We start from the raw sequence: 16,402 nt of genomic DNA on the forward strand, positions 1-16,402 counted from the left end.
CCATACTTTTATTAGTTATTGTGATGATGTTCATGTTCATGTTTGTGTTCGTGCTCCTCCAGATTTGCAGTATCCTCGTCGTAATAAACAAAGAAGTACAAATAAATCACTCTCGATAATCTCATCAGCCAGGGCTGAATCAGCACCAGCAAAACACCATTCACTGCCAGCCAGATGAAGATGCTGTTATCGCGCCAGGTCAGGCCAAAGAAAAACCAGAACCAGATCAGGTTAAATACACTGAACGCAACAGATAACGCGTAACTCACGTAGCCAGTCCCAAACCAGAAACCAGTTTCCAGTTCATATTTCTGGCCGCACACCGGGCAGTTGTCGTACATGGCGAAGATCTTCGAAAATCTTACGTGAAAAGGATTCTGATCCTTGAACATATGTCCTTTCCGGCATCTTGGGCACTTCATCGTCAGTATGCTGACAAAGTAGTTCGGGCGCTTGGGCTGTTGTGTACTCATACTGCAAAAATAACCAATATATCTGGAGTATCCCAGATCCTTACACCAATTCAGTCTTACGTTCGCCAATCTGCTGGCGCCACATCGCGTAGTACAGGCCTTTTTCCGCCACCAGGTCTGCATGCTTACCCATTTCCACAATCTGTCCTTTCTCCAGCACATATATGCGATCGGCGTGCATGATGGTACTAAGCCGGTGTGCAATCATCACCGTAATATGCTGTTTGCTCTCGGTTACCTCGCGCACTGTTTTAGTGATTTCTTCTTCCGTGATAGAATCAAGCGCCGATGTTGCTTCATCAAATACCAGCAGCCGTGGCCTGCGCAACAACGCCCGCGCAATGGACAGCCTTTGCTTTTCTCCGCCGGAGATTTTGATACCGCCTTCTCCGATCACGGTCTCAATACCCTTGTCGGCCCTTGCCAGCAACGAGTAACAGGAGGCTTTGTCCAGCGCTTCCATGACTTCGGCATCGCTTGCACCAGGATTTACGAACAACAGGTTCTCCTTGATCGTACCCGCAAATAGTTGCGTATCCTGTGTTACAAAACCTACCTGGTGACGCAGGTCTTCCATGTCTACTTCATTGGCATCTACACCGTTGTAGTAAATATGCCCCTCGTTAGGTTTATAAAGTCCCACCAGTAGTTTTACCAGCGTGGTTTTTCCTGATCCGGATGGTCCTACGAAGGCAATGGTTTCGCCAACTTTTACATTGAAGCTTACTTTGTCGAGCGCCTTTGTCGCGGCTGTCAGGTGCTTGAACCCCACCTGCCTGAACAACAGTTCATCGATATGCGATACTTTCACCGGATTAGCCGGCATTTCCTCCACTGGCGTGTTCAGGATGCTCTGAAAATTCAGCAGCGATACCTGCGCTTCGCGGTAGTTAAGAATGATGTTGCCCAGCTCCTGCAACGGTCCGAAGATGAAGAAGGAATACAGCTGCAGCGTCATCAGCTGACCGATACTCACCACATCGCGGTAAATGTAGAATAACAGCAGGAACAGGATGGAAGATCGCATCAGGTTCACGAAGGTGCCCTGCACAAAGCTGATCATACGGATACTCCGTACTTTTGTCAGCTCCAGCGTCAGGATCTTCAGCGTGGTACTGTTCAGCCGCCTGATTTCCTGGTGGGTCAAACCAAGACTTTTCACCAGCTCAATATTTCTCAGCGACTCAGTGGTAGAACCTGCCAGCGCCGTGGTTTCTTTCACGATGGTTTTTTGTATTACCTTAATCTTACGGCTTAATACACTCATGAGTACTGTCAGCAGAATACAGCCGGTGAAGTATACAAAAGGTAACGTCCAGTGTACCGCAGTTGCATAAAACATCACGAATACTACACCAATCAATGAAACGAATAATACATTCACAAAAGATGTAATGAATTTCTCGCAGTCTGTTCTTACTTTCTGCAGTATTGCCAGCGTTTCTCCGCTGCGCTGATCTTCAAATTGCTGATAAGGCAGGCGGAGAGAATGTTTGAGGCCATCCTGGTAAACCTGGGCCCCGAACTTCTGTACGATCACGTTTACAAAATAGTCCTGGAATGCCTTGGCAATCCTCGACACCATAGCTACTCCAATGGCGGCGCCGATAAGCAGCAGTACACCTGTAAGGTACTGGTTCTCCGGCCTGAATATGCTACCTCCTTTCTGGGTAGCCCTGGGATGTGAGGCAAATCTGTCAATCATCCATCCGAATATCATCGGATCCAGCAATGAAAAAAGCTGGTTAATACTGGCTAAAGCCATGGCTAATACAACCAACCATTTATATCTCTTCAAATAATGCAGTAATAGTTTCATATGTCCGTTTTCCTGAGGTGCAAAGTTACTGTATGTTGTCACATATTCCCTGTGAAAAGTACTGGCTATTTTGACCAAAAAACGTTAACTTAATAGTAACGTTCTTTAAGGCACAGCTTTTTCCACATAAATCTCCACATATGAAAACGTATGATGAAAAACATATTAAAAACATCGTACTGTTAGGTGCACCCAAAAGCGGCAAAACAACCCTCTCCGAAACCATGCTGTTCGAAGCCGGCATCATCAGTAAAAGAGGAACGATTGAAGAAAACAATACTGTTTCCGACTATCATGATATTGAGCAGGAACGCGGTAATTCCGTATATGCGACCCTGATGCACACCGAATGGAAAGACTATAAGATAAATATCATAGATACACCCGGACTGGAAGATTTCATAGGCGAGGTCATCGCTGCCATCCGAGTATCTGATACCGCCGTTATGCTCCTGAATGCTCAGTATGGAGTAGAAGTAGGAACTGAACTGATCTGGGATTATGTGGATAAGTACCGGCGACCAACCATCATCGCAGTCAATCAGCTGGATACAGAGCTGGCGAATTTTAATAAGACCGTTGATGACGCGAAAAAAGCATTCGGCCACCAGGTAACGGTGATGCAATATCCCGTTAACCAGGGAACCGGATTCAATGCTATCATCGACCTGCTGAAAATGACGATGTACCGGTTTCCGGAGAAAGGAGGAAAACCGGAAAAATTACCGATCCCTGACAATGAGAAGGAAAAGGCCGATCAACTCCATAATGAACTGGTGGAAAAAGCTGCTGAAAATGATGACTCCCTGATGGAGCTGTATTTCGAGAAAGGCAGCCTCGATGAAGATGAACTGAGGCAGGGAATAAAAATCGGAATGATGAAACATGAAGTATTTCCTGTTTTCTGCCTGTCGGCCCGCAATAATATGGGCAGCGGGCGCCTGATGGGGTTCATCGATAATGTAGCTCCCTCTGCTGTGGAAATGCCCGCTGAAGTAACTGACAGTGGTAAACCTGTTCCCTGTGATCCTGCCGGCCCGGCAGGATTATTTGTTTTTAAGACGCTGCAGGAACCTCATATCGGCCGGCTTACTTTTTTTAAGGTAATGTCGGGAGAAGTGAAAACGGGGATGGAACTGATCAACGAGCAGGGAAACACTACCGAGCGTATCGGGCAGCTGTTTATTGCCGACGGAAAGAACCGCAATAATGTAGACCGGCTGCAGGCGGGCGACATTGGCTGCACCGTTAAACTGAAAAATACGCTTACTAATCATACACTCGCGGAAAAGACCTTCCCCGGTCAGATAGCCCCCATCGATTTTCCATCTCCCAAAGTAAGGGTGGCTATTGAAGCTAAAAATAAGGCAGATGATGAAAAACTCAGTGAAGTGCTCGCCGAGATCCACATGGAAGATCCCACCTTACTGGTGGAATTTAACCGGGAGCTGAAACAGGTGATCCTGCATGGCCAGGGAGAACTGCACCTCCTCGTCACCAAATGGCGGCTGGAGAATATCTACAAAATGCAGGTGGCCTATAACGTCGCAAAAATACCTTACAGAGAAACCATTCAAAAGCCGGCCCAGGCTTCCTACCGTCATAAGAAACAATCCGGTGGAGCAGGGCAGTTCGGAGAGGTATTCATGAAAATAGAGCCCTGGTACGAGGGGATACCACCCTATAAAGAGCATACCGTCCGCGAAACCGAAGAAATCAATCTCAGCTGGGGCGGTAAGCTGATATTCAATAACTGTATCGTAGGTGGGGCCATCGACAGCCGCTTCCTGCCTTCCATACTCAAAGGTGTAATGGAAAAAATGCAGGAAGGACCACTAACGGGTTCGTATGTACGGGATATTCGCGTCAGCGTATATGACGGGAAAATGCACCCGGTCGACAGTAACGATATCTCCTTCAAAATAGCCGGCATGATGGCTTTCCGCGAGGCTTTCCATCACGCCGCCCCCCAGCTGCTGGAGCCGGTTTTCGACCTCGAAGCCGTAGCCCCGGATGTAATGATGGGCGATATCATGAGCGAATTGCAAAGCCACCGTAGTATCATAACGGGAATGGATACACTGAATGGATACCAGGTGATCAAGGCCCGCACGCCGCAGGCGGAAATAGACAAACTGTTTGCCGCACTCCGGAATGTTACGCAGGGTAAAGCCAAACTTACATCGCATTTTGCAGAGTATGCACCTGTTCCCACTGAGTTGCAAAAGAAGCTCAGCGATAGTTATAAGGAAGATCTCAACATCTGAATCAGTTGCCCCAGTTCTCTCTGTCGAGGCTCCGGTATTGTATGGCTTCGGCCATATGCACAGGCTCCACGGTATCGCTGCCAGCCAGGTCGGCGATCGTACGACTTACTTTCAGTATCCTGTCGTACGCCCTGGCAGATAGTTTCAACTTATGCATGGCCTGTCCGAGCTGCTCCCGGCAGCTGTCGCTCACGGCACAAACCTTTGTCAGCAACCTCGTATGCATCTGAGCATTGCTGTAAATCCCCGGGTAACTGCGAAACCGTTGCGCCTGTATATCCCGCGCGGCTATCACACGTTCACGGATACACGAACTTTTTTCTGCCTCTGAGTTGGACGCAAGATCTGCAAATTTAACCGGCGTTACCTGTACATGCAGGTCTATCCTGTCAAGCAGCGGACCGGATACCTTGTTCAGGTAAGCCTGTACCTGTCCGGGTGCACAGCTGCATCCCTTTTCCGGATGGTTGAAATAGCCGCAGGGGCATGGATTCATGGAAGCCAGCAACATGAAGCTGGCAGGAAAATCAATCGCTGTACGTGCGCGTGATATCGTAACCTTCCTCTCCTCCACCGGCTGGCGCATTACCTCCAGTACTTTACGCTTAAATTCAGGCAGCTCATCGAGGAAAAGTACGCCATGATGAGCAAGGGATATCTCGCCGGGTTGTGGAATACTGCCTCCGCCAACAAGGGCTGCATCACTGATGGTATGATGCGGAGAACGGAATGGTCGCCGCGAGATCAGTGAGGTGTGGCCGGGCAGCTTCCCTGCCACGGAATGTATTTTGGTGGTTTCCAGTGCCTCCTGCAACGTAAGCGGAGGTAGTATACTGGGCAAACGCCTGGCCAGCATGGTTTTACCGGCCCCCGGCGGTCCTATTAGTATCGCATTATGTCCGCCTGCTGCGGCAATTTCCAGCGCGCGTTTTATGTGGTGCTGTCCTTTTACCTCACTGAAATCCAGGTCGGATTCATGAGGGGCGAGATAAAAATCATTCCCGGCAGAACGGGTAACAGCAAGACTTTCCGGGGTAGTGAAGAATTTCACTGCATCTGCAATATGAGAAATACCATACACATCCAGCCCTTTTACCATCGCTGCTTCCAGCGCGTTCTGCCTGGGCAGTACAAAGCCGCGGAAGCCATCTTTCAACGCCTGCATGGCCATGGGCAACGCCCCTTTGATAGGTTGGATGGTACCGTCGAGCGACAGCTCGCCCATCATCAGGTAATGTTCCAGGTGCAGGGCCGGAACTTGTGCAGATGCAGCCATGATGCCAATGGCAATAGGAAGGTCGTATGCAGCCCCGGCCTTGCGGATATCGGCAGGAGCCATGTTTACCACCGTTCTGGTACGGGGCATTCTCAGCCCCATACATTGTATGGTGGATTCGATACGCCGTTCGCTTTCTTTTACGGCATTGTCAGGCAAACCAACAATAAACAGTTTGTTGCCTCTTGCTGATACATTTACTTCTATGGTGATGCTAATGGCATTTACGCCGAGAATGGCGCTGCCGAAGGTTTTAACAATCATATGGATATTGGGTTAACTCGTACAAAGATAAGACAAAAAAGCGCCGGTACATTCCTGTTAAATTGTACCGGCGCAATGTCCTGGTTGTTTATCGGATCTCTTTGAGCAGATCCAGCACTTTCTCCCGCTTCAGAATGAGGTATCCGATTTTCTCTTTCGCTATCCCATCTCTCAAAATATAGGTAAAATGCAGGTCATCATCTATTACGTTGGATTCAAAATATTTGAACTGTATTCTTTTTTCGCTGCTGAGGTCTTCGGCAATTTCATAGAGGTGAGTAGAAAGTATAAACAGGCAGTTAGTACTCTGTAACAGGCCGCGGATAACGGCCAGTGAGCAGTTTCTGGCATCTTCCACATTGGTACCTTTAAACATCTCATCTATCAGTACCAGCCAGTTCTTTCCGTTATTGATCTGCAGAATAGTGTTTTTAATACGCAGTACTTCGCTGTAGAAATAACTTTCACCTTTGAATATGTTATCCTGTACCTGTATGTTACTGAAGATACCATCGAAGAAACTGAGTTCCATTTGTGCTGCCGGCACGCCCATTCCGAGATGTGCCAGGAATACAGCTACCCCCACGGCTTTGATAAAGGTAGTTTTTCCAGCCATGTTGGCGCCTGTAAGAAACATGAAATGGCTGTTTTCGTCCAGCGTTACATCATAGGCAACAGGCGAAGAAAGAATGATATGATACAGCTGCGTAGCCTTGATCATCGGCCGGTTGGTAGCAGCGAACGAAGGAAAATGCAGGCCGAATTTTTTAATAGCCTGGGCCATGGCGTAATATGCGTCCAGTTGCTGATACAGCTCCACCAGCTCCTGGATTACTTTCCGGTGCCTTTTCCGGATGTAGTTATCGTATCGCAATATATCCAGGAAGCCCAGCTTTCCATCCTCGTCTGCTTTCAGAATATCGTAGAAATCCTTTCGCGTAAGCAGGTGTTGCGCCCTGTCCAGTAGCGTTTTCAGCACTTTCGGCGCATGATCCGAATTAAACCCGTTGATGAGTAAACGAAATCCTTTCAGTAACAGAACAAGTTGAGTGAAGGAGAATTTGATAAAGCCAAAATCCGGCGCGTACAGTGTTTTTTTGATGGTGCCTTCTATATACAGTCCCAGCCCATCGGTATTGGATATAGGTTCTATCTGGGCTTCCATGTAGTTTTCTACTACTACAATAGTGCCGTTGGTAATAACAGTAGGCCAGCTGCTTTCCATTTCCAGAATATACTGCAGCATTTTTTGCCGGTTGGAGATGGCATTGATGTCCTGTAACGGATTGCTGAACAGATGGCGAAGGAACTCCCGGCCGCCGGCTGTAGTAGTGCAATCAAGCCGGTGAAAAAGCGAAAATTCTTCCTCCCGGTTGAAGATCGACAGGTCGTAATAGGATGTTTTGTCCAGTTGCATGCAGCATCGTTTTTTGTGAATATACGGTGAAGATGCTAAGATTGGAAAAATCCATAAAGAAGAGAATTACGAATTAGGAATTACGAATTACGAAAATGCCGGGGAGATAGTAGCGAAGTGAATCTTCGTGTTTACTATCTCCCCGGCATTTTCGTAATTCGTAATTCCTAATTCGTAATTCTTTTCAACAAGACTATCTGCTGAACAGTAATCTTTTCCCCTTCTCATTCTCATTGAAAACGCCGTTTTCGTAAGCCAGATGACCACTTACAAATGTATGCGTGATGGCCGCAGGGAAAGTATGGCCTTCAAATGGGCTCCAGCCGCATTGATAGTAGATATTTTGTTTATCTACCTGCGTTTGTCCGCGGAGGTCGGCAATTACACAATCAGCGTAATAGCCTTCCCGCAGGAATCCTCTTTCTTTTATCTGGAAGCAGATAGCGGGAGCATGGCTCATCTTTTCTACTACTTTTTCGAGACTGATATCGCCTTGTTTCACATGTTCCAGCATCAGCAGCAGGCTGTGTTGTACAAGCGGAACCCCTGATGGAGCCTGCATATAGGGGAGTTGCTTTTCTTCCCGGGTATGAGGCGCATGGTCGGTCGCAATGATATCCAGCCGGTCGTCGAGTAGGCCCTGCCATAATGCTGTTTTATTTTCTGCTGCTTTGATAGCAGGATTACATTTGATCAGGTTGCCATATTGCGCATAATCGTCGGCTGTGAAATGGAGATGATGCACGCAAACTTCTGCAGTGATCCGTTTTTCCGCCAGTGGCAACATATTCCCGAACAGCTGCAGCTCCTTTGCTGTGGAGATGTGCAGGATATGCAAACGGGCATCATGTTTCTGCGCAAACTGGATGGCTACCAGCGATGACTCAAAACAGGCTTCCACACTTCGTATCAGGGGATGATCGGCCGCTGTGAGCCGATCCCCCTTTTCCCGCTGGAAAGCTTCCATATTGGCCCTTATAATTTTCTCATCCTCGCAGTGAGTAGCAATCAGCAGCTCACTGTTAGCGAAAACGGTTTCCAGTGTGAGGTAGTTATCTACCAGCATATTGCCGGTAGAAGATCCCATGAAGATCTTCACCCCGCACACCGTTTCCTTTTTTGTATTTGTTTTCAGTATTTCTTCCACATTATCATTGGCTGCTCCCATGAAAAAGGAGTAGTTGGCCAATGAGTGTTGAGATGCAATGGTATATTTGTCTTCCAGCAACTCCTGCGTAAGCGCTGCCGGCTTGGTATTCGGCATTTCCATAAAACTGGTGGTGCCGCCAGCTACAGCAGCCCTCGACTCTGAGTAAATAGTGGCCTTATGCGTCAGGCCCGGCTCCCGGAAATGTACCTGGTCATCTATAACCCCCGGAAGCAGGTGCTTACCTTCTCCGTTTATTTCCGTGTAATTGCCGCTGACAGTGATATTAGGTGCTATTTTTTCAATCCGGCTGTCTTTGATCCATACATCCTGAACCGTGGTGCGCCCTTCGTTTACCACGGATATATTTTTGATAAGGTAGTTCTGCATGTTGCGAAAATAAAGAATAAAGAATTAAGAATATGGAATGAAGAATTAAGAAACAGCGCGAAGACCTCGGCAAATAGTGCATCCGCTAAGGCCTTCGCGCTGTTTCTTAATTCTTCATTCCATATTCTTAATTACCCTTCGAGGTGTATCGAAAACACAAACATCCTCGACTGTAACTTATCTATCACATTTGAATACCGCAGGTTGGGATCTTTTACGTGTACATTGCCAAACCCGTTGCTGATCTTGAATTCAGGGGCAAAAATGAAGCTTTCAAAGTAGAATTCGAAGCCGGCGCCCACTTCATAGCCGTAGTCGCTTTTGCGGATCTTTACCAGATCTTCCGCCCGGCGCAGGCGCGCGTTGGAGGCAAGGTCGTAGTCGTATTTAAGACCGGCAATGGTATACACCCGCATATTGCCGATGCGGTCCGATTTGAATTTGACCTGTAATGGGAAACTCAGCAGTATGGATTCTATCTTCTTATCAGTATCCTGTGGCTTGGGATAGGTGTCCCGGTAATACAGGTTCTTGGAAGCAAAGATCAGCTGAGGATTAAAGCGAAGGTCGAAATGCTCACTGAGCCTGGCATTAGCCAGTAACCCCAGGTTGAACCCCATTGTTTTAAGGGGCTCGGCTATCATAATGGAATCAGTAGCCAGGAAGGCCGGCGAATGCTCCAGTTTAAAATACGACTGGTTGGCTGCCAGCGTAATACCAAAATAATAGGGCTTTGCATCATGTTCCTCCATATTCAGGTTGGTACGCTGCGCCATAATCGGGAGCGAACCAGCTAATAATATGAAAATCAGCGCGTAGCGCAATAAATGGAACATATGCCGAATGTAAGCGTTTTGCATGTAACGGCCTGGAAACCTACGTTAGTTAAAATGGTTCTCATTGCTTCACCCTGCGGAAACGCTTTCACAGATTCAGGTAGATAGCTGTAAGCCGCCTGGCTTTTGGCTATAAATTTTCCAATCAGGGGTACTATATAACGAAAATACGAATTATATAATTGTTTAATGGGAAAAACTGTTGGATTGGAAAACTCCAGGATCACCAGTTTACCCCCCGGCTTTAATACGCGCAACATCTCGGATAATCCCTTTTCCAGGTGCTCAAAATTCCTTACGCCAAAAGCCACAGTTATCGCATCAAACGTCTGGTCAGGAAAACTTATTGTTTCACTGTCACCGTTCTGAAGGGTAATTTTATCACTCAGACCCAGTTTCCGGATCTTTTCCCGGCCATTTGCCAGCATGCCGTCAGAAATATCGATGCCCACTATCTTTTCCGGGCGCAGGCGCTTTTCAGCCATGATGGCAAAATCACCGGTTCCGGTAGCCACATCCAGCATCAGCTTGGGCTGCAGCGACTTTAGATACCCCAGGGCTTTCTTACGCCAGATAATATCGATTCCGAGCGACATAAAATGGTTGAGAAAGTCGTACCGGAAGGCAATATCATCGAACATGGTCGCTATCTGCTCCTTCTTGCTTAATTTTGACCCTTCAAAGGGAACAATCTTCTGAACATTTGCATTTTCTGACATAGTGCGCAAAGTTAAAGAAATGTAGTCATGTGACAGTATGTAAAAAGCAGAGATCCCCAAATTTTTAATGGAATAAAGTATTATCATTATGGTTATTAAATCGGCGGAATATCTTATCAGCAGCCCGGATTGGGAAAAATGTCCTAAACCCGTCTGGCCGGAATATGCGTTTATCGGCCGTTCTAATGTAGGTAAGTCTTCTTTGATCAATGTACTGGCCAATAATGAGAAATTAGCCAAAACTTCCGGAACCCCGGGAAAAACGCAGCTGATCAACCATTTCGCCATCAACGATTCCTGGTACCTCGTGGATCTGCCCGGCTATGGATTTGCTAAAAGAAGTCTGACCCAGCGCCGCCAATGGGAGAAAATGATTGAAAACTATCTGCGTAAACGCCAGAACCTCGTCAATGTATTTGTGCTGATCGATAGCCGTCACCAGCCACAGAAAATAGATATCGACTTTGTCAACCAGCTGGGCGAATGGGAAATCCCTTTCAGCCTGGTGTTTACCAAGGCCGATAAAAGCACGCAGGCGGAAGTAAGCCGCAATGTGAAAACATTTCTCAATAAAATGAAGGAAACCTGGCAGTTCCTGCCTCCCCATTTCGTCACCTCTACCGTGAAAAAAACAGGCAGGGACGCTATTCTTGGATACATTGAAGAGCTGAACGCACAGTTCAGGGCCATCGCCTGAAAAAGTTAAGTGCTGCCCATCTTCTCTCCATTTTCTGAACACTATCTTTTTATTCAATTTACTTTTATCTTGTACACAAATAGCTGTTGGTATGTTGGAAGTAACCGATGAAATATTGTGCAGGCAGATAATGGAGAGAGATGAAGATGCCTTCCGGCAACTGTATGAAAAATACAGGGATCCCATTTATGGCTATACCCTGAAACTTTGCGGACTGCCGGAGATAGCTTCCGATGCCGTTCAGGAGGTGTTCATGAAAGTTTGGGCCAAGAAAGATACCCTCGACCCATCCCTGTCGATCAAAGCATATCTCTATAGCTGCACACGTAATTATGTATTTGATTATCTGAGAAGAGCCGTACACGATAGAAACTTCCGGGAGTATTTTCTCCGGATGTATACGGAAGATATCGGCGCTATGGATGACCTGCTCTACACCCGGCAGCTGGAGCAGATTAAAATGGATGCAATTGCACGCCTGCCCGCACAACGACAGCTTATTTTCAAGATGAGTAAAATGCAGGGGCTTTCAAATCAGGAAATAGCCGATCACCTGGGCATCTCTGTAAATACCGTCAGAGACCAGCTGGTGAAGGCTTCCCGCTTTGTCAGACATTTCCTGTATCAGCATGCTGATATCACTGTGCTGATGGCCGTTTTCTTTCATATCAACAGACTCTGAAAAAAATTTTTTCAACCAATCGTCTTTTCTCTTCCTCCGATCGTATTAGTACCATGTCAACGCTGAACAATGGAAGAAAATAATGATCGTATCAAAACCCTTTTTATAAACCTGGCCAAAGGGAAAGGTACACGGGATGAGCGTTTACAGATTATTCAATGGCTGCAGAATAACCCATCGCCGGAACAGCTGCCGGAAGTGGAAGAACTGTTAGCCGGTAACAACCTGCCGGTAATGCCTGCCGATACCGCCGATGCAGTGTTTGCTGTTATAGCGGGTCATGACGCGCGGCAACCAAAACGGTTGTTTTGGAAACGCCCGGGCATCAGGGTGGCTGCTGCATTAGTACCATTGCTGGGGCTGACCACCATTTTGTTGTTGTTCCGGAAGATGGAAACGCCGCAGGTATTTGTGAATAATACGCGGGCCGTGAAAACTGTGCTGCTGGACGACGGGACTACCGTACAGCTCAACCGCAATACTACCCTGAAAGCCATTGGGCTGAATGGCAAAGGAAAACGCCGCGAGCTGTGGCTGAACGGAGAAGCATTCTTTCATGTCACACACAGCGCTACACAGCCGCTCACATTGCATGCCGGCAACCTGTTGGATGTGAATGTACTCGGTACTGCTTTTAATGTCAATACCCGGGAAGGAATCGCCAACGTGGTATTGAATGAAGGAAGTGTGAATGTACAGGTGGGAACTGAAAAACCACTGCTCCTGAAACCTGGTGAGATGGCCGGTTTCAACAGCAAAACAGGTATCCTGTCCAAAAGCTATGTCGACACACTGTTTCAGACTTCCTGGAAGTACAACCTGATGGCCTTTAAAGCTCAACCATTAAAGGTAGTGCTGCAACAGCTCGGAGAACAATATGGCTACCATATAGTATTTGAGAATAAAGAAACGGAAGATCTTCTTTTTACAGGTTACCTGCCGGCTGATAACCTGCAGCAGGCAGTTTTTATGATCGATCAGTCATTTAATCTAAAAATCTATTTACACAACCAAACGATTTACGTGAATAAAAGAATCCTTTAGAGACAACCAAAATACTTTTATGAACAGAATTAAATCAATCAGTTACCAACTGATAATGGTTACTGTTGTGCTATGCTCTTTAGAATGGTCAAAAGCACAGGTACTACAGGCCACCCCGCGTGGAAACATCAGCGCTACGCCATTGATATCAGTGATCAATGAACTGGAAGCAAAATTTGATATTCGCTTCAGCTATAATACCAACCTCCTTAAAGGAAAGAACATTGTTGTAGAGAATATAAATGCATTTCAGGCAGAGAATATTGAAACAAGCCTGAATAAATATATCGCTCCACTCGGACTGGTATGCAAAAAAATAAATAACAAACTCTATGTATTGAAAGCCGGCGAAAACCCCGCAGAAAAATTACTGGCTGCTGATGCCTCTTTTGTGGCGAAGCAAACAGTGAAAGGCGTCGTGCACGACGCTCAGGGTAATCCGCTTCCCGGTGTGACCGTTCAGGTGAAAGGCGCCGCCAAAGGCGCGATGACCGATGCAAAAGGTAATTTTTCGCTGGATAATGTGAACGATGGCGATATACTGGTGTTCAGCCTGATTGGCTTTGCTCCAAAGGAGTACACCGTCAGCGGACAGGGAAATATCGCGATCGTACTGGCCGACCAGGCAGTGAATATAGACCAGGTGGTGGTAACTGCATTAGGCATCAAACGGCAGGAGAAGGCACTGGGATATGCCGTGCAGAAAGTAAAAGGCGACGCAGTACAAACTGTGAAAGGTGTGGATATGGCTACCTCTCTCACCGGACAGGTATCCGGCCTCGTGATAAAAAACTCTACCGAGTTCTTTGCCAGGCCCACTATCGAGTTGAGAGGAGAAGGGGCATTGCTGGTAGTGGATGGAGTGCCTTACGGAAACACCCAATTGCGCGATGTACCACCGGATGATATTGAAAGCATCGATGTGCTGAAAGGCCCCACTGCGTCTGCTTTGTATGGTTCCCGCGCCGCCGGCGGAGTGATACTGATCACCACAAAAAAAGGAAATGGTAAAGAAGGATTGGCTGTAAATATCAATAGCAATACCATGATCCAGACCGGCTTCCTGGCGATTCCTAAAACACAGTCGTCGTACGGCCGCGGACAAAATGGTAAAATCGACAACGACTATGTATGGGGGCCAAAACTGGATGCCGGTAATACAGCTACCGACTGGAACCCCGACACCAAGCAGTTTGAACCTAACAGACCATTAAACTCCGTGGGTAAGAACAACCTGAAAAATTTCCTCGAGCTGGGTGTAATCACCAACAATAATATCAACGTTTCCCAAAGTGGTAAATACGGAAGTTTCAGGGCATCACTGAATCATATTTACAACAAAGGACAGTTCCCCAACGCTAAACTGAATATGTACAACTTCACACTGGGCGGAGAATTGAAGGCAACAGAGAAATTCACCCTCGAAGGACATATGGGACTTAGCAAACGCATGGCGCCGCAAGTCTGGGGTACTGGCTACGGCAACCAGGGATATATTTATCAGCTCACCATGTGGACAGGCCCCGAATATGATATCCGCCAGTACCGCGATTACTGGAAGGTGCCTAATAAAACCCAGAACTGGATGTACACTAACTGGTACGACAATCCCTACCTGATCGCATACGAAAAACTGGACGCTATCCAGCAGAATACCACCAATGCAAGTCTGACCGCCAACTATAAATTCACCCCGGACCTCAACCTGTTGGTACGTATTGGCTATGATGTGTACAGCAATAAAGAAACATTCACCAACCCAACTGCCAATATCTTTTCCACACGCGGAGGCTGGAATGCCAAAGGTCTTTATAGTATTAATAACACCTGGGGCTGGAGCACCAACGACGATGTGATGCTGAACTATAATAAGAAAGCCGGTAGCTGGACCTTCGAAGGAATGGCCGGCGGAACCATTTATTACTGGGTCGATGAAGGGTTAAAAGCATCTACCAAAAATGGGTTGACTTCCCCCACATTCTTTTCGCTCAATGGCTCTGTAGAACCTCCGACCTTTAGTCCGGCCTATAGAAGCAGACAGGTGAACAGCCTGTACGGAAGAGCCGCTATCAGCTGGAAGAATGCGGTGTTTATTGATGCAACCGGCCGTAACGACTGGAACTCCGCACAGCCTAAATCACAGCGCGACTACTTCTATCCATCTATCGGATCCAGCGTAGTATTGTCAGAATTATTCAGGATGCCGGAGTTTACAGATATGTGGAAAGTACGTGGTTCATGGGCTACTTTTAAAACCCCGGCAGATGTGTATGATATCAACCGCCTGTATAGCACTACTACTGCAGCCTGGGATAACTTAAACTCCGCGAGGTATCCCAGCCGCCTGCTGAGAGCCGATGTACTGCCAAGTGCTCAACGTACCTGGGAGATAGGAACCGCTGCGTATCTGTTCAAAAAACGACTCAGCTTCGATGTGGCATACTTTAATAAATATTATTACAACCGCCAGATAGAAGTGGCTATTCCCAATTCTTCCGGCTTTGAAACCACACTGGTAAATACACAGGAAACCTACGTGAGAAAAGGAATGGAAGTAACACTGAGTGGTACTGTAATCCAGCGGAAAGACTTCCAATGGCAATCCACCATCAACTGGTCTAACCAACATCGCTACTACGTAAACCTCGATCCTGTTTATTCCGCCAAGCAACCCTGGGTGGCAAAAGGAGAACGCCTCGATGTGTATACTGATAACTATTGGCTGAGAGATCCCAATGGCAACGTGATTCACAATAGCGGCCTTCCGATGAGAAGCGACTATCAAAAGGTATACGGATACACAGATCCCCGTTTTAGTTTTGGATTCGTGAATACCTTCTCCTACCGGAATTTCACAGCTAACATCAATATCGATGGTCGTATCGGTGGACTGATGTACAATTATGTATATGATAAGATGTTTGATACCGGTACCAACCCGGAAACGGATAACCAATTCCGTTACGACGAAGTGGTAAAAGGATTGACCAATTATGTAGGAAAAGGCGTGAAAGTAACTGCAGGCGATGTTACTTACGATAACTATGGAAACATTACCAGCGATACCCGCAAGTATGCAGAAAATGATGTGAAAGTATCTTATCAGAACTATGCACAAAACTTCCGCGGCGGCGACTATGGTGTGCAGAAAAAATCGTTCGTAAAAGTACGTGAAGTATCGGTGGGCTATCGTTTCCCTGCTACCATGTTAGGAAAGAGTGGTATTAAGAATGCTGCAGTTTCCCTGACCGCACAGAACCTTTTCCTCTTTACGAAGTTTAAATTCTCCGATCCTGATGTGGACGATGAAAACCTGAATTCCCCATCTCAGCGCATGATAGGCGTTAACTTCAGAGTAGGCTTCTGATATC

Annotated in this window: 12 protein-coding genes; 5 read left to right on the plus strand and 7 right to left on the minus strand. The window is 46.9% G+C overall.

The annotated features are described in order from the left end of the window. Positions 1-11: 11 nt before the first annotated feature. Positions 12-473 (minus strand): DUF983 domain-containing protein, encoded by a 462-nt coding sequence (locus tag UNH61_RS00650; RefSeq protein ID WP_326990171.1) that lies wholly within the window; start codon positions 471-473, stop codon positions 12-14. A gap of 40 nt (positions 474-513) precedes the next feature. Further along, entirely contained in the window at positions 514-2,292 is a 1,779-nt protein-coding gene (locus UNH61_RS00655) for an ABC transporter ATP-binding protein (RefSeq protein WP_326990172.1), read from the minus strand. A 140-nt stretch (positions 2,293-2,432) separates the two neighbouring features. Between UNH61_RS00655 and UNH61_RS00660 the strand changes: the two genes are divergently transcribed. Further along, positions 2,433-4,559 carry an elongation factor G gene (locus UNH61_RS00660; protein ID WP_326990173.1) on the plus strand — a complete coding sequence of 709 codons (2,127 nt, stop codon included), beginning with the start codon at positions 2,433-2,435 and terminating at the stop codon, positions 4,557-4,559. 1 nt (position 4,560) lies between these two features. Here the strand turns inward: UNH61_RS00660 and UNH61_RS00665 are convergent, their stop codons facing one another. The 5 genes from UNH61_RS00665 to ubiE form a co-directional block, all read right to left on the minus strand. Then, positions 4,561-6,099, minus strand: coding sequence for a YifB family Mg chelatase-like AAA ATPase (locus tag UNH61_RS00665; protein ID WP_326990174.1), 1,539 nt, complete (start codon positions 6,097-6,099; stop codon positions 4,561-4,563). Between the two features lie 88 nt (positions 6,100-6,187). After that, positions 6,188-7,516, minus strand: a complete 1,329-nt coding sequence (locus UNH61_RS00670; RefSeq protein WP_326990175.1) for a DNA mismatch repair protein MutS — start codon at positions 7,514-7,516, stop codon at positions 6,188-6,190. A 193-nt stretch (positions 7,517-7,709) separates the two neighbouring features. Next, complete coding sequence (locus tag UNH61_RS00675) at positions 7,710-9,053, minus strand: dihydroorotase (protein ID WP_326990176.1); 1,344 nt, start codon at positions 9,051-9,053, stop codon at positions 7,710-7,712. A 131-nt stretch (positions 9,054-9,184) separates the two neighbouring features. Next, a complete protein-coding gene (locus UNH61_RS00680; protein ID WP_326990177.1) occupies positions 9,185-9,889 on the minus strand; it encodes an outer membrane beta-barrel protein in 705 nt (234 codons plus the stop codon). Beyond that, a complete protein-coding gene (ubiE, locus tag UNH61_RS00685; protein ID WP_326990178.1) occupies positions 9,862-10,608 on the minus strand; it encodes a bifunctional demethylmenaquinone methyltransferase/2-methoxy-6-polyprenyl-1,4-benzoquinol methylase UbiE in 747 nt (248 codons plus the stop codon). Before ubiE ends, UNH61_RS00680 begins: the two co-directional genes overlap by 28 nt. Positions 10,609-10,696: 88 nt before the next feature. Here ubiE and yihA point away from each other — a divergent pair, with 88 nt between their 5' ends. From yihA to UNH61_RS00705, 4 genes are all read left to right on the plus strand, one after another. Continuing rightward, positions 10,697-11,305, plus strand: coding sequence for a ribosome biogenesis GTP-binding protein YihA/YsxC (yihA, locus tag UNH61_RS00690; RefSeq protein WP_326990179.1), 609 nt, complete (start codon positions 10,697-10,699; stop codon positions 11,303-11,305). A 91-nt stretch (positions 11,306-11,396) separates the two neighbouring features. Then, positions 11,397-11,987, plus strand: coding sequence for an RNA polymerase sigma-70 factor (locus UNH61_RS00695; protein WP_326990180.1), 591 nt, complete (start codon positions 11,397-11,399; stop codon positions 11,985-11,987). A gap of 69 nt (positions 11,988-12,056) precedes the next feature. Next, positions 12,057-13,031: a FecR domain-containing protein gene (locus tag UNH61_RS00700; RefSeq protein WP_326990181.1), complete on the plus strand. Its 975-nt coding sequence runs from the start codon at positions 12,057-12,059 to the stop codon at positions 13,029-13,031. Positions 13,032-13,050: 19 nt separating this feature from the next. After that, positions 13,051-16,398 (plus strand): SusC/RagA family TonB-linked outer membrane protein, encoded by a 3,348-nt coding sequence (locus UNH61_RS00705; protein ID WP_326990182.1) that lies wholly within the window; start codon positions 13,051-13,053, stop codon positions 16,396-16,398. Positions 16,399-16,402 lie beyond the last annotated feature (4 nt).

Origin of the sequence: Chitinophaga sp. 180180018-3, from assembly GCF_037893185.1 — a bacterium.
GTDB lineage: Bacteria > Bacteroidota > Bacteroidia > Chitinophagales > Chitinophagaceae > Chitinophaga.